Source organism: Priestia sp. FSL W8-0001 (assembly GCF_038050335.1).
Lineage (GTDB): Bacteria > Bacillota > Bacilli > Bacillales > Bacillaceae_H > Priestia > Priestia flexa.
In genome coordinates this window covers 1,514,426-1,538,684 of the sequence record NZ_JBBPAL010000001.1, presented here as the reverse complement: position 1 = coordinate 1,538,684, position 24,259 = coordinate 1,514,426, and the positions used below count along the sequence as shown (strand labels likewise).

The 24,259-nt window shown below is 37.3% G+C and carries 27 protein-coding genes, 3 pseudogenes and 1 other annotated feature; of the genes and pseudogenes, 5 read left to right on the top strand and 25 right to left on the bottom strand.

Features of this window, described 5'->3' with window-relative positions:
- The first annotated feature begins 46 nt into the window (after positions 1-46).
- Positions 47-460, top strand: a complete 414-nt coding sequence (locus tag MKZ18_RS08115) for an ArsI/CadI family heavy metal resistance metalloenzyme (RefSeq protein ID WP_138117156.1) — start codon at positions 47-49, stop codon at positions 458-460.
- 37 nt (positions 461-497) lie between these two features.
- On the opposite strand, the gene MKZ18_RS08110 is transcribed toward MKZ18_RS08115, so the two are convergent.
- From MKZ18_RS08110 to MKZ18_RS08085, 6 genes are all read right to left on the bottom strand, one after another.
- Positions 498-995: a GNAT family N-acetyltransferase gene (locus MKZ18_RS08110; protein WP_340842573.1), complete on the bottom strand. Its 498-nt coding sequence runs from the start codon at positions 993-995 to the stop codon at positions 498-500.
- A gap of 140 nt (positions 996-1,135) precedes the next feature.
- Entirely contained in the window at positions 1,136-2,401 is a 1,266-nt protein-coding gene (locus MKZ18_RS08105) for an FtsW/RodA/SpoVE family cell cycle protein (RefSeq protein WP_061786295.1), read from the bottom strand.
- Between the two features lie 4 nt (positions 2,402-2,405).
- Complete coding sequence (locus MKZ18_RS08100) at positions 2,406-2,813, bottom strand: PadR family transcriptional regulator (RefSeq protein WP_061786296.1); 408 nt, start codon at positions 2,811-2,813, stop codon at positions 2,406-2,408.
- The gene (locus tag MKZ18_RS08095) at positions 2,798-3,349 is read right to left on the bottom strand and encodes a sigma-70 family RNA polymerase sigma factor (protein WP_061786297.1); all 552 of its coding nucleotides are present in this window, start codon (positions 3,347-3,349) and stop codon (positions 2,798-2,800) included. The genes MKZ18_RS08100 and MKZ18_RS08095 overlap by 16 nt, the downstream gene beginning before the upstream one ends.
- Before the next feature lie 145 nt (positions 3,350-3,494).
- Entirely contained in the window at positions 3,495-3,962 is a 468-nt protein-coding gene (locus MKZ18_RS08090) for a hypothetical protein (protein ID WP_025910331.1), read from the bottom strand.
- 68 nt (positions 3,963-4,030) lie between these two features.
- The gene (locus MKZ18_RS08085; protein ID WP_061784837.1) at positions 4,031-4,444 is read right to left on the bottom strand and encodes an Lrp/AsnC family transcriptional regulator; all 414 of its coding nucleotides are present in this window, start codon (positions 4,442-4,444) and stop codon (positions 4,031-4,033) included.
- Between the two features lie 117 nt (positions 4,445-4,561).
- On the opposite strand from MKZ18_RS08085, the gene MKZ18_RS08080 reads away from it, so the two are divergent.
- Both MKZ18_RS08080 and MKZ18_RS08075 read left to right on the top strand, forming a co-directional pair.
- Positions 4,562-5,320 carry an MBL fold metallo-hydrolase gene (locus tag MKZ18_RS08080; protein ID WP_340842574.1) on the top strand — a complete coding sequence of 253 codons (759 nt, stop codon included), beginning with the start codon at positions 4,562-4,564 and terminating at the stop codon, positions 5,318-5,320.
- Positions 5,321-5,482: 162 nt separating this feature from the next.
- Positions 5,483-6,511: a serine hydrolase domain-containing protein gene (locus MKZ18_RS08075; RefSeq protein ID WP_239428760.1), complete on the top strand. Its 1,029-nt coding sequence runs from the start codon at positions 5,483-5,485 to the stop codon at positions 6,509-6,511.
- 55 nt (positions 6,512-6,566) lie between these two features.
- On the opposite strand, the gene wrbA is transcribed toward MKZ18_RS08075, so the two are convergent.
- From wrbA to MKZ18_RS08000, 15 genes and pseudogenes are all read right to left on the bottom strand, one after another.
- Positions 6,567-7,178 (bottom strand): NAD(P)H:quinone oxidoreductase, encoded by a 612-nt coding sequence (gene wrbA / locus MKZ18_RS08070; RefSeq protein WP_025910328.1) that lies wholly within the window; start codon positions 7,176-7,178, stop codon positions 6,567-6,569.
- Between the two features lie 169 nt (positions 7,179-7,347).
- On the bottom strand, positions 7,348-7,956 hold the full coding sequence (locus MKZ18_RS08065; protein ID WP_340842575.1) for a flavin reductase family protein: 609 nt from the start codon (positions 7,954-7,956) through the stop codon (positions 7,348-7,350).
- Between the two features lie 265 nt (positions 7,957-8,221).
- Positions 8,222-8,467, bottom strand: coding sequence for a hypothetical protein (locus tag MKZ18_RS08060; RefSeq protein WP_340842576.1), 246 nt, complete (start codon positions 8,465-8,467; stop codon positions 8,222-8,224).
- A gap of 44 nt (positions 8,468-8,511) precedes the next feature.
- Positions 8,512-8,958 (bottom strand): annotated as a pseudogene (locus tag MKZ18_RS08055) (MFS transporter); the annotation flags it as partial.
- A 178-nt stretch (positions 8,959-9,136) separates the two neighbouring features.
- Positions 9,137-9,709 carry a YdhK family protein gene (locus MKZ18_RS08050; protein WP_025910321.1) on the bottom strand — a complete coding sequence of 191 codons (573 nt, stop codon included), beginning with the start codon at positions 9,707-9,709 and terminating at the stop codon, positions 9,137-9,139.
- Between the two features lie 127 nt (positions 9,710-9,836).
- Positions 9,837-10,514, bottom strand: coding sequence for a response regulator transcription factor (locus MKZ18_RS08045; protein WP_025910320.1), 678 nt, complete (start codon positions 10,512-10,514; stop codon positions 9,837-9,839).
- A gap of 1 nt (position 10,515) precedes the next feature.
- Positions 10,516-11,889 carry a sensor histidine kinase gene (locus tag MKZ18_RS08040; RefSeq protein ID WP_283880761.1) on the bottom strand — a complete coding sequence of 458 codons (1,374 nt, stop codon included), beginning with the start codon at positions 11,887-11,889 and terminating at the stop codon, positions 10,516-10,518.
- A gap of 154 nt (positions 11,890-12,043) precedes the next feature.
- Positions 12,044-12,766, bottom strand: coding sequence for an alpha/beta fold hydrolase (locus MKZ18_RS08035; protein WP_340842577.1), 723 nt, complete (start codon positions 12,764-12,766; stop codon positions 12,044-12,046).
- Entirely contained in the window at positions 12,756-12,986 is a 231-nt protein-coding gene (locus MKZ18_RS08030) for a hypothetical protein (protein WP_240046381.1), read from the bottom strand. Before MKZ18_RS08030 ends, MKZ18_RS08035 begins: the two co-directional genes overlap by 11 nt.
- A 60-nt stretch (positions 12,987-13,046) precedes the next feature.
- Positions 13,047-14,279, bottom strand: coding sequence for an MFS transporter (locus tag MKZ18_RS08025; protein WP_340842578.1), 1,233 nt, complete (start codon positions 14,277-14,279; stop codon positions 13,047-13,049).
- A 56-nt stretch (positions 14,280-14,335) separates the two neighbouring features.
- Positions 14,336-14,571 (bottom strand) — a binding site (T-box leader).
- 72 nt (positions 14,572-14,643) lie between these two features.
- Complete coding sequence (locus MKZ18_RS08020; RefSeq protein WP_251385301.1) at positions 14,644-15,807, bottom strand: MFS transporter; 1,164 nt, start codon at positions 15,805-15,807, stop codon at positions 14,644-14,646.
- Positions 15,808-16,051: 244 nt separating this feature from the next.
- Positions 16,052-16,183: a hypothetical protein gene (locus MKZ18_RS08015; RefSeq protein ID WP_257788887.1), complete on the bottom strand. Its 132-nt coding sequence runs from the start codon at positions 16,181-16,183 to the stop codon at positions 16,052-16,054.
- A gap of 221 nt (positions 16,184-16,404) precedes the next feature.
- Entirely contained in the window at positions 16,405-17,004 is a 600-nt protein-coding gene (locus tag MKZ18_RS08010; protein WP_025910316.1) for a response regulator transcription factor, read from the bottom strand.
- Positions 17,001-18,146: a sensor histidine kinase gene (locus tag MKZ18_RS08005; RefSeq protein ID WP_025910315.1), complete on the bottom strand. Its 1,146-nt coding sequence runs from the start codon at positions 18,144-18,146 to the stop codon at positions 17,001-17,003. The genes MKZ18_RS08010 and MKZ18_RS08005 overlap by 4 nt, the downstream gene beginning before the upstream one ends.
- Before the next feature lie 76 nt (positions 18,147-18,222).
- Positions 18,223-19,275, bottom strand: coding sequence for a fatty acid desaturase (locus MKZ18_RS08000; protein WP_025910314.1), 1,053 nt, complete (start codon positions 19,273-19,275; stop codon positions 18,223-18,225).
- A 436-nt stretch (positions 19,276-19,711) separates the two neighbouring features.
- Here MKZ18_RS08000 and MKZ18_RS07995 point away from each other — a divergent pair.
- Positions 19,712-19,855: pseudogene (locus MKZ18_RS07995) on the top strand (DUF3231 family protein); the annotation flags it as partial.
- Between the two features lie 86 nt (positions 19,856-19,941).
- On the opposite strand, the gene MKZ18_RS07990 reads toward MKZ18_RS07995, so the two are convergent.
- On the bottom strand, positions 19,942-20,733 hold the full coding sequence (locus MKZ18_RS07990) for a histidinol-phosphatase HisJ family protein (protein WP_076513218.1): 792 nt from the start codon (positions 20,731-20,733) through the stop codon (positions 19,942-19,944).
- 203 nt (positions 20,734-20,936) lie between these two features.
- Here MKZ18_RS07990 and MKZ18_RS07985 point away from each other — a divergent pair.
- Positions 20,937-21,595: pseudogene (locus tag MKZ18_RS07985) on the top strand (permease); the annotation flags it as partial.
- 191 nt (positions 21,596-21,786) lie between these two features.
- Here the strand turns inward: MKZ18_RS07985 and MKZ18_RS07980 are convergent.
- The 3 genes from MKZ18_RS07980 to MKZ18_RS07970 form a co-directional block, all read right to left on the bottom strand.
- On the bottom strand, positions 21,787-22,335 hold the full coding sequence (locus MKZ18_RS07980; RefSeq protein ID WP_025910306.1) for a hypothetical protein: 549 nt from the start codon (positions 22,333-22,335) through the stop codon (positions 21,787-21,789).
- A gap of 122 nt (positions 22,336-22,457) precedes the next feature.
- A complete protein-coding gene (locus MKZ18_RS07975; RefSeq protein ID WP_340842580.1) occupies positions 22,458-23,177 on the bottom strand; it encodes a serine hydrolase in 720 nt (239 codons plus the stop codon).
- Positions 23,178-23,239: 62 nt separating this feature from the next.
- Positions 23,240-24,250, bottom strand: coding sequence for an ABC transporter ATP-binding protein (locus tag MKZ18_RS07970; RefSeq protein WP_025908189.1), 1,011 nt, complete (start codon positions 24,248-24,250; stop codon positions 23,240-23,242).
- Between the last annotated feature and the right edge of the window lie 9 nt (positions 24,251-24,259).

Below are 24,259 nucleotides of genomic sequence, written 5' to 3'. Positions count from 1 at the left end.
ATTAGTTCTGCTAAAAACTCAAAAAAATTCTTAGGGGGAATATTTTATGAAATATGTTCACGTAGGGGTAAACGTCACAAATCTAGAAAAATCAGTCATTTTTTATGAAAAGCTTTTTGGAGTTAAGCCTGTGAAAGTAAAAGTAGATTATGCGAAGTTTTTATTAAATCAACCTGGGCTAAATTTCACGCTAAACGTACGGGATGAAGTAAATGGAAACCAAATAAATCACTTTGGATTTCAAGTAGAAGCTGCTAGCGAAATCCATGAACATAAAGTCCGCTTAGAAAAAGAAGGTTTTTTTGCTCGTGAGGAAATGGATACAAACTGCTGCTATGCCCTACAGGATAAGTTTTGGGTAACAGACCCTGATGGCAACGAATGGGAGTTTTTCTATACAAAAGATAATCAAGCCACTTTGCCTGCTGCAGACTCTAATGGCTGCGCTTGTAGCTCTTAAACAGCTAAGCAGCAAGGAGCTACACACTCCTTGCTGCTTACTTATTTATCTTCCCCTCACTCTCATGAAAAAACAACTCCATTTCACTACCCTTAGACTGGAAGCCTATGCTTTTATACAGCGGCTCTCCCGCTTGTGAAGCATGTAGCCACACTCTTTTCACTTCGCGTTTTTGACACTCTTTCATGCATTCTTGAAGGATTCTTCGCGCCAATCCTTGCTTCCGATGAGAAGGGAGCGTATACATGTTTAAGAGATAAGCTTCCTTGCCTTTTAAGTTTTCTAAATAAGGTGGTCTCGTAAAAAAAGATAAGCCACTTACGCTAACAATCTCTTCTCCATCTTTGGCAACAAACGAGACAAACTCCCCTTTTTCCATCGCTTCTTTTAGGTATCTTTCCGTTGCTTCCACCACTGTCTTTTCTTCTTCCTGTGTTTTAATCTCGTTCACTTCTTTTAACAGTTCAACTCTCAGTGAAATGATCCCCTTTACATCACTTAGCACTGCTTTTTCAATTTTATATGTATGTGCCATATCTATTCCCCTTGTAACTAGATTTGCTGGTGTTAATTTTAATTTAGAGCTCTCACTATGTCCATATATTGGATAACCGTTATAGTTGCGTATAGTCTTATTATGTAAAGTAGAAAAACGAAAAGAGAAGCTCTTTGTCTTTAGTTCATTGCTATATCTTTTCGTCTATATACGCTCAACACCATTCCAATAAAAAAGGAATTAAGAGCAATGGGCATCAAACCATAGCTAATAAAAGGCATTGGCATGCTTGTTAATGGGAAAAAGCCAACCAGCATTCCAACGTTTGCAATCAGTTGCGTTGCATATACACTTACAGCTCCAACTAATAGCAGTTTACTATACGAATTGTTTATTTTACCCGTTACTTGTACAATCCGAATCACCAAGAGACTAAGAATTCCTAACAGAATAAGAGCTAATAGCCAGCCGTAATGATAAATAAAACTAAGAAAAACAAAATTCGTGTGAGCTTCTGGAATAAACGCAGTTGTTTCTTTTGTTCCAAACCAACCAGAGCTTTTTATCATTTCATGAACCTGTGGGATTTGAAACCTTAGAGAATTTCCGGTAACGAATTCATAAGGATTAAGAAATGCTAATAGGCTTTCGATTTGATAAGCCTTCATTTGCTGTAGAGAAACTCCTATATAAATAAAAATCATCATAAAAAAGCTACCTAATACTAACATGATTTTTATTTTATTAAACTTGCTCCACCAAATCATAGAAAAGGTCATCACACCATAAATAAAGAATGCGGTTGCGCTCGCCGTCATGCTAAACAAAATAGCGCTTATAGTGAATAAAATCATAAATTGCCAAATTTTAAATTGCCGACTTTGAAAAAAAGACGCCCAAGTTAAATAGAAAAACGGCAGAGCCATTAGGCTTTCAATTGTGAGCGGTCCTACTTTTACAGTAAGAGAAAATACCCCTGAGTCAGATCTATAAATAATATATAAAAGTAAAAAACAGCCCACTAAATAAAATCCCAGCCCCTTATTCATCAACTTTCTATAATCAATAAGCATCAAAAGTATGGCAAGCGCTATGCCAAAGACCATAAACAATAACTTATGCACTAAAAAGTAATTGACTTGAGCGTAGCCTATCGCAACTAGTGGTAGAAAACCTAATAGAAGGCTCGTAATTAATAAACTAATTGTAATCCAGTCAATTTTAGGTCGATGAATCTGATTTAGCTTTTGACCTAATACAATAGGGTTGCCCATATGTAAGATGGCCTTTTGCTCTGCCTCATCTGAATCTACGCCTTTTTGTTTCCAATAATCTTTTGCCTCGTTTAAATGATGTTGAAGTTCTTTTGTTACGTATTCTTGAGCCTCTTTTGATTTAATTTGTTCTTTTATCGTTTGTAAAAATGTATTTCTCTGATTAATCATAGCGTTACCCCTCTAAAATTTCATGAAAGCTCAACTTTTTGGATTGCATTCGCTTCTCTGCTTTTTTCAACGCTTTCTTCCCTTGTTGATTTAAGTAATAATACTTAATTTCTTCTGTAGACCATCTTGTATCAATTAATCGTCGACTTTCTAATTCGTGTAATAAGACGTATAGAGCCCCTTCATTATTTTCAAAGTGAAAAATTCCTCTGCTGCGTATTAAACTGCAAAGCTCATACCCATTTTGTTCACTTACTAGCAATTGCATAATTGCTACGAGAATTTCACCTTCACTATGCTGATGGCGTAAGATGGCTTCTTTCACTTTCCTCTTATGAAAAGAGGTAAACTTTAAGCTATTAAACGCTTGTTTATTTACTTTTTGTTTTAATTGTTTTAAACGCTTATCCATTTTTTCTCCTCCAGTGCATTTTTTAAAAGTGCTTTCGCACGTCTAAGCCTTGTTTTAACGGTATTAGTACCGGTTTCAGTCACCAGTGCAATTTCTTTAATTGAGTTCTCTTCAAAATAATATAGGTAAATAACCTCTCGGTACTTAACCGGAAGCAGCATGATTGCTGAAATTAATTGTTGGTCTTCCTGCTTCTGAATAACCTTTTCTTCTATCCCTGATCTATTTATGTAAGAAGTGGGATATTGATTTTCAGTCATAATGACTTTGTTGTTATACCAACTTTTCAAAAAATCTTTACAATGATTGATAGCAATGCGCCAAAGCCATGTTTTAAACTTTGATTTACCATTGTATGTGTGAAGATTTTTATAACACTTAATAAAAATATCTTGAGCTAAATCCTCCGCAATCTCTTTACTATGTACATAAGAATACGCCAGCTTTAATATATCATCTCCATAACAATCCATAATTTCATCTATGACAAAGTCATAATCATTTACTTTAATCCATTCTGCAGTCCATTCTTTCACTTCTTTCTCTCCTTTCACATTATTAGACGACGCTACAAAAAAAAGGTTTTAAATTTCTATTATTTTATTAAACTGGCATCTGCAGAAAAACAGTCTACATTAATAAAAAACCTCACTTGGAAGTGAGGTTTTTGCATTCAACATATTATTTAACAAGTATACTTCCTACGTATTGAGCAGTACCACTTGAGGTTGTAAAGGTAACTTCCAACACATATCTACCTGTACTTTTAGGCATTTCAAATTCTCGATTTTCATTCATTTTAAGTTCAACCTTTTGCTCTTCCTTCCAAAGATTAGCTGCTATAGTTGGGTTCGTCCAAATATCTCCACCGTTTTCTTTGTTTTCTTCAAAATCTAGAAATACTTTTTCATTTCTAGAAGCGTTAATGTCCTTTTGTGATAAGGCGAACTCCCAAATATCATCTACCGTTTTACTTACATCTCCGCTTGATGAAGCCCAGCTAATATTCGCTTCTGTTAACCTTACAGACGAAGCATTTTCTGCGTAGAGATGCGCCGTAGGTGGACCCACATCATAATCTTCAGCTATACACGCAGTGACGATAAAGATTAAAAACACTCCTATGCTTAACCAAGAAACTTTTCTCATCGTATCCCCCTGCTGCATTATTTGAGTTTTACATTCTGTATTAAACTATTCAGCGCAATTTTTTTTAGTCAGCTTTTGTTAATAATTATAGACAGCTTATAGTTAGCATGACCGTTTAAAGATTCTAAAAATTGGTCCAGCTCTTGATTGGAAGGAAAATTACATTCTAATAGATAACAGCCGTCTCCGCTAATTTTATAGTTGTGAACGACGTAGTCACGCTGCGTGTTAATAAACGATAAATAAGGCTCATGATAAGGACTGGTTGTATAAATAGTGATCATTGCATGAACATGATAGCCAAGCTTTTGCTGATTTACTTTAATCGTATACTGCTCAATAATACCAGCGTCCTCTAACTTTAAGACTCTCGATGCAGCTGCTTGTCCAGTTAAATGTACCTTTTCACCCAGCTCTTTCATCGTAATCCGACTGTTTTTGGATAGCTCTTTTAGTATGGACAAGTCGGTTTGGTCTAACATAATTTCAAATCCTTTCATTAATCAAGTAAAACGGTGAAAACACTTGATTTTCACTATGTAATATTGGGTTACTTTTACTATAAACTATACGTAAATTAAAGAAAAGGAGCTAAAAACATGAAGATCCAACAAATTCGAAATGCAACTCTTGTTCTTACCTATGCGAATAAAACCTTTTTAATTGATCCTATGTTAGCGGATCAAAGTACGTACCCTCCATTTCCAAACTCTGTACGACAAGATCAACGTAATCCACTTGTGCCGCTACCAGTACCTGTAACACAATTATTAAATGTAGATGCAGTGATTCTCACTCACCTGCACTTAGATCATTTTGATGAGACTGCTAAAGAACTATTAGACAAAGATATAAAGTTATTCGTACAAAATGAAGCGGATAAAGCTGAAGTAAAAAAAGCTGGTTTTACAAACATTGAAGTGTTAACTGAACAGACAAAATTTGCAGGCGTACAGCTAATTAAAACAAAAGGTGAACATGGCCGCGGTGAGATTCTTAAGCTAACTGGGGAAGTGTGTGGAATTGTCTTTAAGCATGAAGATGAAAAAACGCTGTACGTTGCAGGTGATACAGTTTGGTATGAAGGAGTAAAAGAGAATCTCTCAGCCCACCAGCCAGACGTTATTGTTGTAAATGGTGGAGATAATCAATTCCTTGAAGGCGGTTCACTTGTAATGGGGAAAGAAGACATCCTGCATGTTCATCAGTTTGCTCCTAAAGCAACTATCATTTCCGTTCATATGGAAGCCGTAAATCATTGGACGCTATCAAGAGCTGAATTAAAGCTTTTTGCTACTGAAAAACAATTCAGTAGTCATCTTCTCGTTCCAGAAGACGGTGAAGCTTACTCCTTTTAATAGATTAATGAGCCAGGTTCTTTAAAAGAACCTGGCTCATTTACACTTTTATCTAATGTCCTTCTCACATCATTTAGAAGGAAATCTCAGTTGCAATATGTAACTACATAGAGAAAGCATTAGATAATTCAAAAGATCTGAACGATGGCGGAGGGAACTACATTGAATACGAATATTTTAAGCGTTATTAGCGATATCCAAAAGAAAGTTAACTTTTCTGGAAGTATTCTTATTAAAGATGAACATCATATACTAGCTGAAAGTAGCTACGGCTATGCCAATCGAGCTGACCAAATAAAAAATAGCCTTGCTACGCGATACGGTATTGCATCTGGCTGTAAGCTCTTTACAGCTATTGCGATTTGTCAGCTTGTAGAAGCAGGCGTCCTTTCGTTTGAAACAAGATTAAAAGATTGCCTTGATATTAATTTTCCTCGTTTTGATGAAACCATTACTGTTCATCACCTTTTAACGCATACAGCTGGAATACCTGACTATTTTGATGAAGAAGTAATGGATGATTTTGAAGAGTTGTGGACAAAAACCCCAATGTACAAAATAAGAAACTTAGAAGAATTTCTTCCTTTTTTCCAATATGAACCGATGAAGTATAAAGTTGAAGAGCAGTTTCATTATAATAATGCCGGTTATATCCTACTCGGCTTAATTATAGAGCAAACAACTCAGCTTTCATTTCATACATACGTAGAAAAAGAGATCCTACATAAAGCACATATGACAAGCTCTGGCTATTTTGAACTCGATGCTTTGCCAAATCATACAGCACTTGGCTACATTGACTTTCCTGACGACAAGTGGAAAACAAACATTTACTCCCTTCCTGTTAAAGGAGGTGCAGATGGCGGGGCGTTTGTAACGGTTTATGACATGAACCGCTTGTGGAACTCTCTTTTGAATCATCAGCTACTCAGTAAGAAATATACTACGCGTTTGCTTACCCCTCATACTGAAACCAATAATGAAAATAGTTTTTATGGCTATGGGGTGTGGATAGAGAAAAGAGAAAGAGCTATTTTCAAATATCATATTATGGGTTATGACCCAGGGGTTAGCTTTCACTCTGCTTTTTATCCAAAGTGCTCTGTCACTGCAGTTATTTGCTCAAACAAATCACATGGGGCCTTTCCTATCATGAAAGCTGTTGAAGAAGAATTTTTTAACTCTTATTAAATGCTTATGTAAATAAAAAAGCTCAACGTCTAATTAACGTTGAGCTTTTACGCTATTATTGATTGCCTTGCTTTACCCATCCAGCTACTGTTACTGTACGCTTTGCTTGATGCTTCACTGTTGCTTCCACATCTTCAACCATTTTCCCATTTTGATCAACCGTTACGCTTGTTCCGTAAGGGTTCCCACCTGAACTGAAAATGACTGGATCTGTGTATCCTGGTGATGCAACAAGCGCGCCCCAGTGATGCATTGTTGTGTATAGAGATAAAAGAGTTTGTTCTTGACCACCGTGTGCGTTTTGTGCAGATGTCATCGCACTAACAACTTTGTTTGCTAATTTACCGTTAAACCACAGTCCACCCGTTGTATCTAAGAACTGCTTAACTTGTCCTGGTACATTTCCGAAACGAGTTGGAATGCTAAAGATAATTGCATCAGCCCACTCTAAATCAGCAAGCGTTACTTCTGGTACAGCAGCTGTTTCTTCTACGTGTGCTTTCCATGCTGGGTTTGAATCAATTGCTGCTTGTGGAGCTGTTTCAGGTACTTTTAATACTTTTACATCTGCACCTGCTTCTTTTGCACCGTCTGCTGCCCACTGCGCCATTTGGTAGTTTGTACCTGTTGAACTATAGTAGATAACCGCTAATTTTACATTTTCCATTTTTTCTTCCTCCTTAGTCGATGTTCCAAATAATTTATCTAAAAATCCCATTTTTCTTCACCTCTATATGCGTATTCATACCGCTGTTTCATCTGGATGAGTAAAATCACCCCCTTAAGTCGGTATTCTGTTTTATTTCTAAGATGTATTGTTTCTCATTGAACTGTTATTATTCTGGTCGTGCAATTGTAAAAGTCTTACCAAGCTTAGCGTAATCATTGCCGGCTAAGCGGCTAACAGCTTTAAGACCGTGTGGATCAATTCGCCCTTTATCATATAGCTGATCTTCAATGTGATACTGAACAACTTTTCCAATAAGCAAGTCGGTACTTGTTTCTTCACCTTCTCCTAATGAAATTGCCTGTTCAAGTATGCATTCAAAGCGAATTTTTGCTTCTTTTACCCCAGGTACCGAAATTTTTTCACTTTCGGTCAACATTAATTTAGCTACTTCAATCTCACTTTCGTCAGCCGGCAGGTTAGCTGCCGTCATATTCACCTGCTCGACATTGTCTTCATCGACGATGTGAATCACAAACTCTTTTTTCTCCATAATGTTTCTTGCCGTATCTTTCATTTCGCCGCTTTTACGCTGGACTGAAATCGAGATCATCGGCGGGTTTGCAGAGACAATATTGAAATAGCTAAAAGGTGCTGCGTTAATTATTCCGTTTGTTGACTGCGTTGTCACAAAAGCAATCGGTCTTGGAATAATGCTTCCCGTTAGAAGCTTATAGTTTTCTCTTTCCGTTTGTGCAGATGGATCAATTGATAGCAATGAACTCACTCCTACTTCGTTTTACTATTTAATTCCACGGTAATAAAATGCATAAACGCCAATCTCTATATCATAATTCTCGAATTCGAGATATTTGTCGAAAAAAATATGCATTTAACTTTTGTAAGCTGTAAAAAGAAGTTGTTATTATCTTGAATTCGAGATAATTATAAAACGAATGGTTATCTTCTGTCAACATTAATTTAGCAGATATTTCTTAAAAAAGCGATAAATAAGTAGCAAACACTTATGTTTACTACTTATTTTATCGAACTACTATCACTCTTTCTTTCCAAAAGAAAAAGTACTCACCTCGTAAAAGTAGCCTCTTCATTGCTTTTGGTAATAAGATACTTCCTAAAATTCCTGTTAATTCATATATCAGTTGTTGATCATACTTTCCAATGAAATAACCAATTGTCCCAATACAACAATCATACAATAAGACATTTGTAATCTGCTTTTTAGAAACCGAAGTAATCAATATTTTAGAAGGCGTCACAATACGCATTGGTGTCCCTCACTTCTTGTTGTTATGATGACTTCTTATCAGCAATAGTACCACCAGAAGAAAATTGTAAATAATACGTTAATAATACCGATTGCTAGAAACGCTGCGCGCCAATCGAAATGCGTAATTAACACCGCAACCAGCGGTGCACCGAGTACATTCGAAAACTTGGCAGCAGAATCAAATAATGAATTTGGTAAGCCTCTTTCATTTGGTGGAAACCATATAGATGTTGCTTTAGAAGCTGCTGGAAATGCTGAGGCGCTCGTAATTCCAATTAGAAATCTTACAAGATATAAAAGCAGCTTTCCTTGTAAAAAAGCCATCGAAATAGTAAGGAGACTCCAAATAATCATCCCGATTTTGGTTACCCATGCTACCCCGTACCTGTCTAGCAAGCTACCTACAGGGATTTGCATAATTGTATATGAATATGTATAAATAGAAAAAACAATTCCTAGTTCGGTTGCCGTTAAGTGAAACGATTCCTTCTATTAGTAATAGGCCCGTGATGATTTTCTTTTTGTGCTTCATATTGTCTTCCTCCTTGCTTACTCCTTAATTAGTATAAGCAGGTGCCAACACTTTTTCCAAAGTCATAGGTTTGAAATTATACTCAGACCTAAGACGTAGAAAAAAGCATAGGCTTCAACCTATGCTTTGTTATTTTTATTCTTTTGTAAGCTCGCTTTCTGTGACCCACTTATGATTTTTCACTTCTTGACTGTCAGTGGTAGACGTGTAATCTACCATGTATACCGTTGTTTTCTCAGCAGAATCAATCGTTGCTTCTGCACCTTCCATGCCTTCCATATGATTTGCTTCAAGAACCACTTTTGTTCCTGCTGGTATCTCTTCTTCACCCGCGTCTTTTATTTCTTCCTGAATGACCCACTTATGACCAGTTACTTTCTCTCCGCCGTTTGTAGGCGTGTAAGATACCACATATGCTGTTGTATCATATGCACCGACAATGGTTGCTTCTGCACCTTTCATCCCTGGCATATGATCAGTTGTCAGCGTTGCTTTACTTCCCAATTCATACGTTGGGCTTTTAGCTTCTTGTAAACCTTCTGGTACTTCACCTGAGCTAGAATGATTCATATGTGCATGATCTTCTTCTTTTTGCTCTTGTTTTTGATTATCTTCTGAGTTCATCTCTTTGCTCTCATCGTTGTTTCCTGCACATCCGGCTAAACCAAGCATTGTCGCTAGCCCAATCAGAAATAGTGATTTTTTCATCTTCATCCCTCTTTTACAAATTTCTCATTCGCTATCTAGATTTTTACGAATGGTTTAACGATATACGTTTAGTGTAAAAAAGAAGTGTGCAGATTTTATGAAGAAACACAATTTATTGTGTGATTATTTATGAAGCGCCCCATTTATATCCTACTCCCCACACAGTTTGAAGATGTTGCTCGATTGGGAAACCAGCGCTTCTGAGCTTTTCTCTGACGTTACGCATATGGGAATCAACTGTTCGCCCTTCAATTTCCGTATCATAGCCCCAAATGAGCATAACTAAATCTTCGCGAGGAAAAACGCGATTGGGATGCTTTAAAAATAAGCAGAGTAGCTCAAATTCTGTTTTTGTCATTGAAATGCTTTCACCAACATAAATAACTTCCCTGCTTTCTTCATTTACGTAAAGCTCCTTATAGGAAATACCTTTCTTTTCTACACCTGTTCTTCTCAATACAGCCTGTATTCGAGCCAGTAGCTCTTCTTCGCTAAAAGGCTTTGTAATATAATCATCCGCTCCACTATTTAAACCTTTTACAACATCCTCAGTTTGGTCTCTAGCAGTCAGCATGATGATAGGGACTTTAAACTTGGCTCTGATTTCTTGACAAACTGTCCATCCGTCTTTTTTGGGCATCATCAAGTCGAGCAGCACTAGCTGAATCATTGGGTTCTTTTCTAGGTACTTTTCTACTTCTGTAGAATCTTCACACTTCATGCATGAAAAACCATGTGGAGCTAGATACAGCTCTAATAAATCCAGCATTCTCACTTCATCGTCTACTAATAAAATCGTAGGCATATTAACGCTCCTTTGGCAACGAAATGCTCACGGTTGTTCCTTTTTCTGCTATGCTTGTCATCTCCACTTTTCCACCGTGCGCTTCCACAATATCTTTTACAATCGATAACCCTAAACCGTAGCCTCCATTCTTCCGAGACCTTGATTTATCTACGCGATACAATTTATCAAACACATATGGTACATCTTCACTCGGAATTCCCACTCCGTAGTCTTGAATGGACAGCTTGACGCGCCAATTATCCTCTTCAACGCTTATTAAAATCTTTTTTGTTTCAGAATATCTTAAGGCATTATCTATAACGTTTATAATGACTTGCATAAAGCGCTCTTCATCAATTAGTACATTTACATACTTTGGACAGTTCACCTCAATATGAACATTCTTTTCGCTTAGAGCTAATTGAAATGCTTCACAAATTTTAGATAAATAGGACTGAAGCTCAACTTCTTGCTTTTCAATGAGAAACGTATTTTTATCTAAACGAGCAAGCTGAAATAAATCTTTTACAAGCTTTGAAATTCTCTCAGCCTCTTCCTCAATGACCCCTAAATATTTTGTGCGGTTTTCTTCACTTGTTTCATGGCGCTTTGCAATGTCTGCATAGCCTTTTACATACATCAGCGGCGTTTGCAATTCGTGCGAAATACTGCTCAAAAACTCGTTTCTCTCTTTTTTCAAGCGCTGCAGTTCATTCGCAAGCGCTTGAATGGATGTTCCTAACTGTCCAACCTCATCCCGAGAATGCGCCCCCAGTTTTACCGTCAAATGCCCTTGGCTAATCTTTTCTGTCGCTTGCTTCATTTGTACTAAAGGTGCCGTGATTAGTTTTGATAAAGCAAAAGTTGTAACAACTGCAAATACAATTGAAATAATACCAGCTATGTAAAAGTGATGCTGGAGACGATCAATCATTCCTTTGATATCTTTCGTATCTTTAAACATATACACTGTGCCAACTTGATTATCATTTACTTCAATTGGAGAAGCTGTTGCAATATAGGGGAAAATTTCCCAATCTCTTTGCAAAATTTTCCCCTCATAAGGGAGCTTCTTATCTCTCCACTCATTCACAGCCGCTTTTGCTCCTGTAATAAGAGGTGTTGAAGCACTCAAAACTTCCCCGTTTATATTGGTAATGACAACATCCGTATCGGTTTCTGACTCCATTAACGCGACGTGACTAAGCGTTATGGAATCACGGTGCTGCTCTAATACTTCTCGGTGGCTATTCCCTCTTACTCTTAAACTCTCTAACTCTTCTGAGATGCGAGTGTTCGCTAACCCCGTATATAAATAGAAAAATAAACCTGCTTCAATAATTAAGATAAAAACTAAAAACAATAGTCCTAATTTAATGGATACTTTATTCATTTCTTTCACTTCCCCTGTAAATGTACATCTATTATAAAGGATAGATATGGAGAAAGTGTGCAGACTTAAGTTGAATTAAATACGAAATTAAGATTCACACCTATACTTGATGTACCCTATTAATTTGTCTTAAAAGTAAATACTGCTCTGAATTTTAATTTGGTGTCGTTCCCTTTAAAAAAAGCTTTAGCTCGTCAACTATTTCACGAGAACGTGTCCAATGAAGGTAGTGATGTCCGTTCAACATCACCACTTTATTATGATGCTGCTTTGCAATTTCCTGCTCATAAAATGATAGTGTTGATTTACCGTTTGTTTCTTTCTGAAAGTTCTTAGCAAAAATTACGACTGGTACTTTATTTGGAATCGTTAAGGATTCTGTTTTATTCACGTTTCTTTCTATCTCATTCATTTCCATAATGATGTTTTTGTTGTATCCTTTTATGCTGGTCTTTGCCTTTATCATTTTTAACTCTCGGCTGGAATACATCCCTGGTTCAGCGATAGGTAAATAAGACTCATCATCAAGCTCAACTGCTAGACGAGCAATCCCTGTTGGAGCGACAAATCGAAAAATACTTGGCATCGTTGAGGGAGCTTCACCAAAACACCTCAGCATCTTTGGTAACGTTGGATCAATGCCAACAATGGCTTCCACTTCATCAGGATAGTGATTGGCATAATACATTGCATAAATGCCTGACACCGAATGAGGCATAAGAATATATGGACCTTGTACGTCTGCTTTTTTCAATGGATTTCTTACTTCTTCAACAATACTTTCAACCGATCGTTCGCTCTCTGTAAAATCACTCCGACCATAACCAAAAGGCTCCACAACTACGACTTTGTACGTATGTGATAACTCAAAAATCAACAGCTGGAGCAGGTGTTCCAAAGCCAGCTAATAATACAATTGTTTGTTTCCCTTTACCTTTTTGATAGATATGCATCTGCTTTCCCTTTACTTCTACAAGCTCTCCTAATGGTGGATATCGTTTGTCTTCCACAACAGTCAACACTTGATGCAAGGTTATCCATGTTACACACGCTACAGCTAAAGATATACTTACTCTTTTTATTATTTTTTTAAACATATAAGCCCTCCTACGATTTAACTATTAATAAAACGTTTGAAGACTCATTTAATTGCTTATTCATGTACTCACTTTTTCTACACTAACGTTTTTTCTTTGAACAAGTACCCGTAAGCTACAAGTCCATACTGCCAAAGCTACAATAATCATTAAAGCAGCTCCTATTATAACGACCAAGCGTATGGAGATCACTTCTACTAAAATGCCAAACAATGCGGTTACAATAATAATACATAGACTTTCTACTAATCCATATAGGCTTCCAACTCGCCCCATTATTTCAACTGGAATATACGTTTGATAAAACGTATAAAATGCCGCGTTCGCAAATGCCATTGCAAACGATATCAAGGCGCATCCGCAGGCAGCTATAAAAAATGTAGTTGAATTTGTAAATAACATATACCCTCCAGCTGTTAGCATGCTCCCCATACCAAGGAGCCAAGATGTAGGAATTTTTTCAACTATTATGGTATTAAGAAGCGCACCGATAAGTACACCTCCACCAGCTATGCTAACCAATAGTCCATACTCTCCCTCTGTTAAACCTAGTTCCTTTACTGAAAAAACAGCTTCAAGTGAATCAGTTGCGGTCATCAACACCGTCATGAAACTAAAGAGTAAATAAATAAGCATAACTCCCACTGCGTGCCGGCTAAAAGAAAATACAAGATGCCAATCCTGTTTAATCATGTAAAATGATAACCTTTGAACCTTTTGTGTAGTAAACCCCTTTGGCTCTATATTTGGCACAAACCAAAGCAGCAGCGCCGAAAGCACTAATGCGATACTGTTAATGCAAATAGCAGTTGCTGGTGTACTGACCATCACTAATAAACCCGCAACGGCTGGTCCTGTAAAAAATGCTCCTGCATCAAGAAGACTTCTAAGTGAATTGAATCTTTTACGCTTCTCTTCTGGTAAAAACTTTGTTATATACGCCATAGATGTTGGTTCATACGCTGCGCCTACAGCGGTTGTAATTCCAACCAGTACATAGATTACGAGAAGTGAATTTGAAAAAGCCAACCATAAAATAACAGCGGCTTGGATCAGGTTTAATCCAATCATTACGTGCTTTTTGTTTAAACGATCAATGAGACTCCCAGCCCATAGGTTCGTTAACATCGCAGCTGCTGCTCTAACAATATAAAGAGTTGAAACGGCTAGGGCTGAACCAGTGATTTGTAACACAACTAAGTTCAAAGCAATAAAGTAAATCCAACTCCCGATTCCTGAAATGCCAATACTTGCTAGAAGTAATAATCGTCCGCGCAATTCTGTCTTCTTCATTAATTCTCTCCTCCTTTAATCCATAAAAAAACTCGCCCCCAAGACAAAAATACTGTCTTGGGGGCGAGTTTTTATCGCGCTGCCACCCCAGTTTATTGACATGTCACCACATCAATCTCATCAGGTACAATCATACCTTAGCTCTGTAACAGGAGCACCCGTCATATCATCCCTTAAATGTTCCGATATGCCTCTCTGAGACTTGGTTCAACAAATTCACTTTGACCCGTTTTCAGCTACCGGGCTCTCTGTGCAAAGCTTATTTATTTACTCTTCTCTTCACCGCGTTTAATTTTTCTATATATTACCACAAACTATTAAAATATGTAAATAAAAAGAAAGAGAGAGACTTCGCTCTTTCTTTTTATTTATTCACAAGGGCGCTATGTTTTAGTGTACGCTTTTGCCACACTATCGTAATACCGAGCGTTACAAGTAATAAAACAAGACCTAGTACAAACGGATACATAATTTGCACATCAAATAAAACGCCAGCAAGAGTTGGACCTAATACATTTCCGATACTCATATAAGCGTTGTTCATTCCCATAGCAAATCCTTGTTCATTTCCGGCCATTTTTGAAATAAGCGTGTTTAAGACTGGACGAAGAATAGATGTTGCAAGGAAAATAATCAGCGAAATGACAAAGAATAAGCTATAACTCCTTGTGAACAATGATAATAAAAACCCAAGTGCTGCCACACCGATAAAAATGTTTAATACCGCAACTTCACCAAATGTGCGAACAATACGATCTACTAGAAACAGCTGTACAATCACGCTAACAATCCCTGTTGCTGTAACCATTAAAGCAATTTGCTGTGGCGTAGCCCCATACTGTTTATCTAAAAATAGACCAAGAACTGACTCATACGCCATTAGCCCAAAGCTCATCACAAGAGTAATAACCAGCGGTATAAAATAAGGCATCTTAACAGAACGTGCTAGTTTCGAAACCATAGATTCATTATCTTGAATAGCTGCTCGTGCTGCTGTAGCTTCTTCTGTTTCACTATTTTCTAATAGCATCATTGAAAATAAAACAGCTACAAGAGATACAAGTGCTGAGACTAAAAATGGAATCTTCAAGCCAAAATCAGCTAAAAAGCCACCAAGTCCAGGCCCAATTACAATTCCTAGAGACATAGCCGCTGATACAAGACTGTTTCCTTTTGCACGCTGCCCCATCGTTGTAATATCCGCAACATATGCAAAGATAGCAGGAATAAGTAAAGCTGCACCCACTCCACCAATGACGCGAGATGCATAAAGTAACCAAATGGAATTGACTGCGTAAAAGATAAACATAGACAGCGTTAAGCCAGCAAGTCCATATATAATCATTTTTCGTCGTCCGTATTGATCGGACCACTTTCCTGCAATTGGTGAAAAAATAAGCTGAGCACCTGCAAAAATAGCAATCATTAGCCCCGCTGCAGTTCCCCCCTGATTAATTGACTGTAAATAAGCAGGTAAGATTGGAATAATGATTCCAAAACTTCCAACCGCAATAAACATATTAATCATTAAGATAATGATTTTTTTCTTTGTTCTCCCGACATTCGAGCTGTCTCTCCTCCTATTAGAACACAAAAATAGCATGCTACAGCAGTATACTTCATGTTCATTTTTTTCTACACGTAGTATAACTTATACTGATAGACATGCTGTTGTCAATCAGTTAATTTATTCTTTTTTTCATATAATAAGCGGTAGCGCCGTTAAGAAACGAAGCGCTACCGCTTATGTATGACGGGATGCTGAACATGTATCAATTTGCTTCTCGTTTAATATGTCTAATCTTTCTTTGAGACTGCTGAAACAAATAAACAAGGTAAGAATGTAATTCGAAGCGATCACCTTGAATGAAGTCACCAAACATTAACTTTTCCTGTTTTACCATTTCTGTTTCATCTCCTCTACTGTTCAATTAACCACAAATATTTCCTATCCATTATGTTTATTTTATTAGCCATTCTTTTTCAATTAAATAATGTTGTGAGAGCAATCAGCTCTTCTGCTTTCATTATAAACGAAATCGCTTACAATGTAAAATACTAATATCAGAAAATTTAGAATAAACACAAAAAAAGAGAGCATAGTAATATGTCCCCTTTTTTCCTTTTATTTAAACCAACCTTTTTCTTTAAAACGCGTAATAGCTTCAATGCGATTTTTCACTTCAAGCTTATCCAAGATGGTGGAGATATAGTTTCTTACGGTACCGGTTTTCAAAGACAGCTCTTCTGCAATCTCTTTTGTATTTTTCCCATCAGCTACAAGCTGCAGTACTTCTTTTTCGCGCTCCGTTAGCGGATTTTCTTCCGCATATACATCATCCACAAGCTCAGGAGCATAAATTCGTCTTCCTTGCATTATACTTCGAATGGAACTCGCTAGCTCTTCACTTGGGCTATCCTTCAGCAAGTAACCGCTAACTTTTGCTTTTAACGCTCGTTGAAAATAACCAGAGCGTGCAAAAGTCGTTAAAATAATCACTTTGCAATCGAGTTCTTCCAGCTCTTCTGCTGCTTCTAGCCCTGTTTTAAGAGGCATTTCGATATCCATGATGCAAACATCGGGATGATGCTGACGCGCAAGAGCTACTGCTTCTTCTCCATTCGATGCTTTCCCAACGACTTCCATATCATCTTCTAAGCTTAGCAAAGAGCCTAAAGCACCTAACAGCATCCGCTGATCTTCCGCTATAACGATTCGAATCATTTCTCTTCCTCCTTTTCCACTTGCTTACGCACGCTCGGAACTTTCACAATAATCTTTGTTCCTTCATCTGATTGAATATCTAGCGTTCCGTTTACAAACTCTAATCTTTCTCTCATACCAATAAGTCCATTTCCGTGTTGAAAAGCATCTTTACTTGCAATGCCTTGTCCATTATCTTGAATGGTAATCATAATTTCATCTGTAGATTGTACAATATTCACTTCACAGCAAGAGGCTTTACTATGCTTTACAACGTTTGTTACCGCTTCTTTTAAACACATGCTTAAAATATTCTCTGTCAGAGGAGAAACGTTTGATAAAGTCAATTCGTTATGAATAAACTCTATTTCAGCTACGCTAAGTATTTGTTCTACGCGTACGAGTTCCTCTTTTAATCGAATCCCCCTCATCTGAGACACTAGTTTACGAACTTCATTTAACGCAGTTCGTGCGGTTTGCTGAACGTCTTTTAACTCTGCTCTTGCCTGCTCTGGATCTTTATTGATCAGCTTACGTGCCAAGTCACTTTTTAATCCAATTAGGGATAGCTTTTGCCCAAGCGTATCGTGAAGGTCACGAGCAATTCGCTGTCTTTCCTCTTGTTTGACCAGCTCTGAAATTCGCTTATTTGCGTCTTCTAACTGCTCCTCTAAGCGCTCTCTTTTCTTACGGTTATAGATTGTAAATGGAAAGATGATTACGCTCATATAAATGATAATCATAACCGGAAGTTGGCGAACAAACAGCTCTTCTTGAGCAACCATATTATAGTTTAGTGAAATGGCTGTGCTGACTAAATGAATAATATAAAGCGTAATAAATGTAAGCCATTTTTGAACATTTCCTATGAAATAAGCGAGAAAAAAAGCAAAGTAAAAGGAAAAATAAACGTAGCTAAAAAGCGTCGTCATCGCGATGGATATACTAATGAGGAGAATTGTCCATACATAAATAGGCCAGCCTTTTGATATAAAAGCAATGCGATAAAAAATAAAGAAGAGAATCGTTAACAAAATACCTAACACAATCTCATTCATTGAAGAAGACTGAAAAACAAAGTAAAAAGGCAGTAAACTAAAAACTGTCCATATGTAAGGAGACATTCCCGTTATCTTTTGAAAAATTGTATCCTTTTTCTTCATGACGCAAACCCTCTTTTACTTTCATAATTAATGCCATATATGATTATCGTATCATAATCACATATGGCATTGAGTATTATTTTACATTTGCTCTAGAATATACCGCTACTCTTTTTTGTCGTTCTTCACGGCTAAATGTTTTTAGATGGTTAAAACCAACAAATTTCTTTTGATCTTCGTCCCATAAATGAAAGCGTAAAGACTCTAAGCTGGTGCGAAGTGTAATTGTCGGTACATTTTGAAGCGGCTCGGTATTATTATGAGCAGCTTCTAAGTGATAATTCGGAACCCGAGGGCTCAAGTGGTGAACATGATGGTAGCCAATGTTACCCGTTAACCACTGTAACACTTTCGGAAGTTTGTAAAAAGAGCTCCCTTCAACTGCTGCCTGCACGTACTCCCACTCTTCATCTGCCTCAAAGTACGAATCTTCAAACTGATGCTGTACGTAAAATAACCAAACGCCCAGTGAACCTGAGATTAAGAAAATCGGACCTTGAACCATTAAAAATGACTGCCATCCTAGTGTTAAACATCCAACTGTCACAATAAGCGCAATCGCAACGTTTGTAATATACGTATTGATACGCTCAGCTCGCTTAGCTCCTTTACGATTAAAGCGATTTGTAATCAAGAACACATAGATAGGACCTATCACAAACATCACAAATGGATTGCGGTATAAACGATAAGCAATGCGACGTGAGCGAGGTGCTTCCAAGTATTCGTCTACTGTTAAAATCCACAGGTCACCGATTCCACGCTTATCTAAATTTCCGCTCGTAGCATGGTGGATGGAATGACTGTGTGCCCATTGGTTGTATGGAAACAAAGTTAAAACCCCTGTAATGGTACCAAGAACTTTGTTGTAGCGTCGATTTTTAAAGAAAGAGTTGTGGCAGCAATCATGGAAAATGATAAAAATTCGAACTAAAAAGCCAGCGGCAACCACTCCAATTGCTAAAGTTAATACATATGAAATCGCTAAGCTTTGATAAGCAAGAAACCATAAAGCAAAAAACGGAACAATAGTATTAATCAGTTGAACGACACTGCTTTTCTCATTTGGCTTTTCATAAGGTGCCATTGATTGTCTCAACATTTTTTGTTTTTGTTTTTGTTTAATCATTTGGATTTCCCTTTCACATTCATAATTTATTTAAAATTATAAATATAAAAAGAAACCATGTGTAGTAGTATATGTCACATGACAAATATGACAAATGTCATATTGGCACTCGAAAACCCTTTCATATCCTTAGCATCCATTGTGTTGGTACCTTCGTTTATGTACTTTTATTAATTATTTGTAAACACATCAACCTCTCTAGAAGCCTGTTGTTTCCTGTGTTTTATCCTTAACATCTTTTAATGATGTGAACATTTTGTGACCGTTTGATTAAGCTTGCATGATTCTTTTCATCCACCGTCATAGCTTCAAGTTGCTCGTGTTTAGTACACCTCCACCTACTTCTATTATTCTTTTGTGTAAGATAGAATGATTCACACATTTAGCAACTAAAGTTATCGAAATCATCTTATGCAATACTAGTAACAAGAACATTCACGGAATAGAGACAAATAATATTGGAATGCAGTTAATTACTGGTTTTGCGCAATGTGCAGAGAATAAAGAAGTAAAGCAGTATTTTGTAAGAGGAAAAGAACTTGCTAAGCTCAATAAAACCAAAACCGCATTCACAAAATAGTAATCAAAAAAGCCCGTAAGCCTTCTACATAAAGACTTCTGCGGACTCTTATTGACAAATATTCTCTTCTACATTCAACTGGTCTTTTAAATCGAAATGGCACTTGGCTGGCGCTTGTCATACGTAAAGACGTAGCGGAATCCGCATTCCTTCGCAAGCGCTATTGCTTCAGAAATATGGTCGCCAACCGTTTCAACTTTATGAGAGTCAGAACCTACCGTTAGCAGTTCTCCTCCAAGCTCTTTATATAATTTTAATACAGCTTGAGAAGGTAGGGGCTCCGCTAAGCTGCTTCGCATTCCCGAAGTGTTAATTTCAATTCCAATATTGCGTTCAATCGCTTTTGTTAAAATGTCCTTTAGCTGTGGCTTAAATTGGTCAAAGTCATAATTCCCGTGCACTTTTATTGCATAGCGCTTCATTAAATCAATATGAGCAAGCACATCGATATCAGCATGCTTCACTAGATTGTAGAGTTCTTCAAAATAACCACCGTATACTTCTTCTACTGTTTTATGTTGTAAATATAAGCGGAGCTTTTTGTCATTGATGTTATGAACAGATCCTAAGATAAAATCTAGCTGAAGCGGCTCTAATACCTTTTGATACTCACTTTTTAATAAATGCGGCTCACAAATTTCAATTCCTGCTTTTATAACTAGCTTTCCTTCAAACTGCGCACGACACTGTTCAATGTCTTTTATATAACGTTTTAAATTAATATGTCCATATGTAGGAGCAAGTGGATTAAGTGAATAATGTTCTGTAAAGCAAATTTCGTTAATATTACGATGGATAGCTTCTGTGCATACCTCGTTCATAACCGCTTTTGAATCGAATGAATGATTCGTATGATGATGATAGTCCATAATGTACATGTTTCGTTCCTCCTATTCTTCTCCTGAAATCGTATCTTAGCAAAGCTTCCCGCTCTTTACAATACTACCCGTTATAGGACTAACTCAACTATTCAAACTAGACAATTAGGTGGATATTCACAAATCCTTTTATATTAAACTATTTTCTGTAAAAGTTGAGTGCTTGCAAATTTATTTTCTTAAGACAAAATTGGAGTGGTACTATGAGTTCATCCTTGTTGCAGCTAAACACAATTTTTATCAGTATCCTAATTGAAGCCCTTCCTTTTGTGTTATTGGGTGTATTTATTTCTGGAATTATTCAAGTGTTTATTACAGAAGAAATGATGGCAAAAGCCATACCAAAAAATAAAGTAGGCGCTGTTTTTTAGCAACTTTTATAGGCGCTTTATTTCCAGCTAGTGAATGTGGAATTGTACCTATTACAAGGCGATTAATGGCAAAAGGCGTACCACTATACGCTGCGATTCCGTTTATGTTTACAGGTCCTATCATTAACCCAGTTGTTTTGTTTTCTACATATGTAGCGTTTGGAAATGACTGGGCCGTTGTATGGGAACGTAGCTCTGTAGCGCTCGTCGTAGCAATTGTAGTCGGCATGCTGCTGACGTTTCAATTTAAAACAGATCAAACGAAGCATAGCGTATGCGTTGACGTTCAGAAAAAGACATTTGGCCAAAAGTTAGTAGGCACCATCCAGCATTCCATTGATGAGTTTTTTTCAGTCGGTAAATATTTAATCATTGGAGCGCTTATTGCGGCTAGTATGCAAACGTTTATGAAAACATCCATCCTGTTAGACCTTGGGCAACAGGATTGGTCGGCTCATTTCGTAATGATGGGACTAGCATACCTTTTATCACCGCTTTATTTTTACCAATTTCCAAGCTAGATTCTAAGATTGTTGAAGCGCAGGGATTTAATTTTCCAATCTATGAAAAAAACAGCCCTTACGATCAGCATCAATTCCTGGAACCTGATGACCCTTACGTTTATCGAAACAATCAATGATAAAAAAATCACGTAACGTTTTCCATGTTACGTGATTTTTTCTTATCGACTTTTTTGCTGAGCCTCGAGTAGCTGCGTGTATAAATGCTGTACTGCCGTTGAAATCGAGTCATCATATCCCACATGATCATAATAGACAGCAATATTTTTTAACATCTCGTACGTTTGCGGGTCTAAGCTCACTTCAAGCGTAACCTTCTTTGAATCAAAAGGATTTGGCACTTCTGGCTCTTCTGCATCTAAGGACGCATGTTCCGCAATTTGAATTGCTTGTTCGACATTTTCAATTTTCCCGTACTGCTGCACCCACTTGCGCCCCATAAAAACAGTATCCTGAATAAATTGCCGATTAGTAGGCGTATCCTTAATATTAAACTGATGATTATGCACATATACAGATTGATATAAGATGACGCTAATAACTTCATCTTTTAATTTTAACTTTCTCAATTCATCAATTAAGTCCGCCACATACTTTGGAAGCGGACAAAACGTTCCCCTTACTTCTTTTATTAAATCCATTGCAATTGACTCTGTTGAATTGCGCTTAAACGCTTTTATAATATCAACCATTGCCGACTCGTTTGTCATACCTACACCACCATTATGGTTAAATACTGTCGTTAGTAAATTCAACCAAAAATTAATTATACAAATCTATTATATAAAAAATATGTGAAAGTTTGTATAGGATGAATGATTGATTATACAATTTATTGAGTAAGCACTTCGCTAATAATCCGACCGAGATCTGCAATTAGCCTCCGTCCATACTCGTTATGTTCAAGTCCATCAATTAATACCACAGCATAGCACCTTTTATGATGCGTAAACAGCACACCGCAATCGTGCGTTATTCCGCGCAAATGTCCAGGTTTATTTAAAATAAAACACTCTTCATTCAGCATAGAAGGTAGTTTATCCCGCATTCGCTGGTTAAGTAAGCTTTCTTTTAAAAAGTCACGCGAATCTTTAGAAAGAACGTCCTCTCTATAGAGTACTTTCAGACATGTAAGTAAGTCCGCTGCTGTTATGACGTTATCTCTTCCTTCCACAGCCGCTTGAGCATCCATCATCTGACGATTGAGCTGGGTGTTTTCTAACCCTAAATCATTAATACAAGCTTGTATGCGGTCTTGTCCCAAAAGGGCAATTAACATATTTGTAGCTGTATTATCAGAAAGAATGAGCATCAACAAAACTAGCTCTTTCACTGTAACGGTCGATAAGTAGGGATACACATGTAAGATTCCATCTCCTCCTACAAGATCCGATTGTTTAACAGCGATGGTCTGCTGAACTAAAATAACGCCGGAATCAATTTGGCGACACGCTTCAACTGCAATGAGCAGCTTAATAGTACTAGCAGACGGATACACGTTTGTCGCTCCTTGCTCGATCCTTTCTTCAGGAGTTTCAAAGAGATAGCTCACTCTCCCCCTATACATGGACGACCATTGCCGAACGGTAAAACGAATTTTTTCTTCCACTAGACTCATAGTTTGCTTGCTGCAATTTCAGAGGTTAAATCTACAATCCCTTCGTTATAAAGGTGACACGCCACAAAATGATTCTCTCCAACCTCCTGCCACTCCGGTTTCATATTTGCACACGCATCCATCGCAAACTGACATCGCGTTCGAAATACGCATCCGGATGGCGGATCAATTGGGCTTGGTAGCTCTCCTTGTAGTACAATGCGTTCGCGCGCATCTTCAATATCAGGGTCTGGTATTGGAATGGCGGATAAAAGGGCTTTTGTATAAGGGTGTAATGGTTTGTTATATAATGAATTACTTGTTGTCAGTTCAACGAGATGACCTAAATACATAACGCCAATACGGTTGCTAATATGCTTAACCATTGACAAGTCATGAGCAATAAATAAATACGTAAGCCCTTTTTCTTCCTGCAATTTCTTCAGTAAATTAACAACCTGAGCCTGAACCGATACGTCCAAAGCGGAAATGGGCTCATCTGCAATAATACATTCGGGGTTTAGAGCTAAAGCCCGTGCAATGCCAATTCTTTGACGTTGCCCCCCACTAAATTCATGAGGATAGCGATTGGCATGATCACGATTCAAACCAACATCTTCTAAAAGTTCATAAACGCGCTCTAAGCGCTCTTTTTTATTAGAATATAACCCATGAACCTCCATGGGCTCTGAAATGATTTCCCTTACTGTAGACCTTGGGTTTAAGGACGCATACGGATCTTGAAAAATCATTTGCATATTTCGCTGAAACGTAAATTTCTCTTTTTCAGATAGTTTATGCACATCTTTCCCTTTATAAAGTACTTCACCGCTCGTTTTCTGATAAAGACCAATAATCGTCCGTCCTGTCGTTGACTTTCCGCATCCAGACTCTCCTACTAATCCAAACGTTTCACCTTTTTGAATGGAAAACGAAACATTATCTACAGCCTTTAATTCTTTATTTTTAGCAACAGGAAAGTACTTTGTCATATTTTTCACTTCGAGAATAGGCTGTTTCTTTGTCATTTCATTTCC